Genomic DNA, 546 nt, shown 5'->3' with positions numbered 1-546 from the left:
GAACGGCTTGTCAATCGCGCGCTCTGGTTCCGGGATGTAGGAATCCAGGTAGCCAGCCAGTTCGATGATTTTCTCTTCCCACTCAGCTTCGCCTTCCAGCGCTTTCAGCGCGGAACCGCGAACGATCGGGGTGTCGTCGCCCGGGAAGTCGTACTGAGACAGCAGCTCACGCACTTCCATCTCAACCAGTTCCAGCAGCTCTTCGTCATCAACCATGTCACATTTGTTCAGGAACACGATGATGAACGGAACGCCTACCTGACGACCCAGCAGGATGTGCTCACGGGTCTGCGGCATCGGGCCGTCAGTCGCAGCAACAACCAGGATCGCGCCGTCCATCTGCGCAGCACCGGTGATCATGTTTTTAACATAGTCGGCGTGGCCCGGGCAGTCTACGTGCGCGTAGTGGCGAGTCGGGGTGTCATATTCAACGTGAGAGGTGTTGATGGTGATACCACGAGCTTTTTCTTCCGGCGCGTTATCGATCTGGTCGAATGCGCGAGCAGCACCGCCGTAGGTCTTAGCCAGTACGGTAGTGATTGCAGC

The 546-nt window shown here is 57.5% G+C and carries 1 protein-coding gene; it reads right to left on the bottom strand.

All coding sequences use genetic code 11. The features are described from left to right. A partial coding sequence (locus IAE48_RS23910; protein ID WP_233631734.1) for a GTP-binding protein occupies positions 1-546 on the bottom strand: 546 nt, incomplete at both ends.

The sequence above is a fragment of the Kosakonia sp. S57 genome (genome assembly GCF_016516575.1).
GTDB lineage: Bacteria > Pseudomonadota > Gammaproteobacteria > Enterobacterales > Enterobacteriaceae > Kosakonia > Kosakonia cowanii.
Note: the sequence above shows the minus strand (reverse complement) of the source record. Positions and strands in the feature narration are given on the sequence as shown.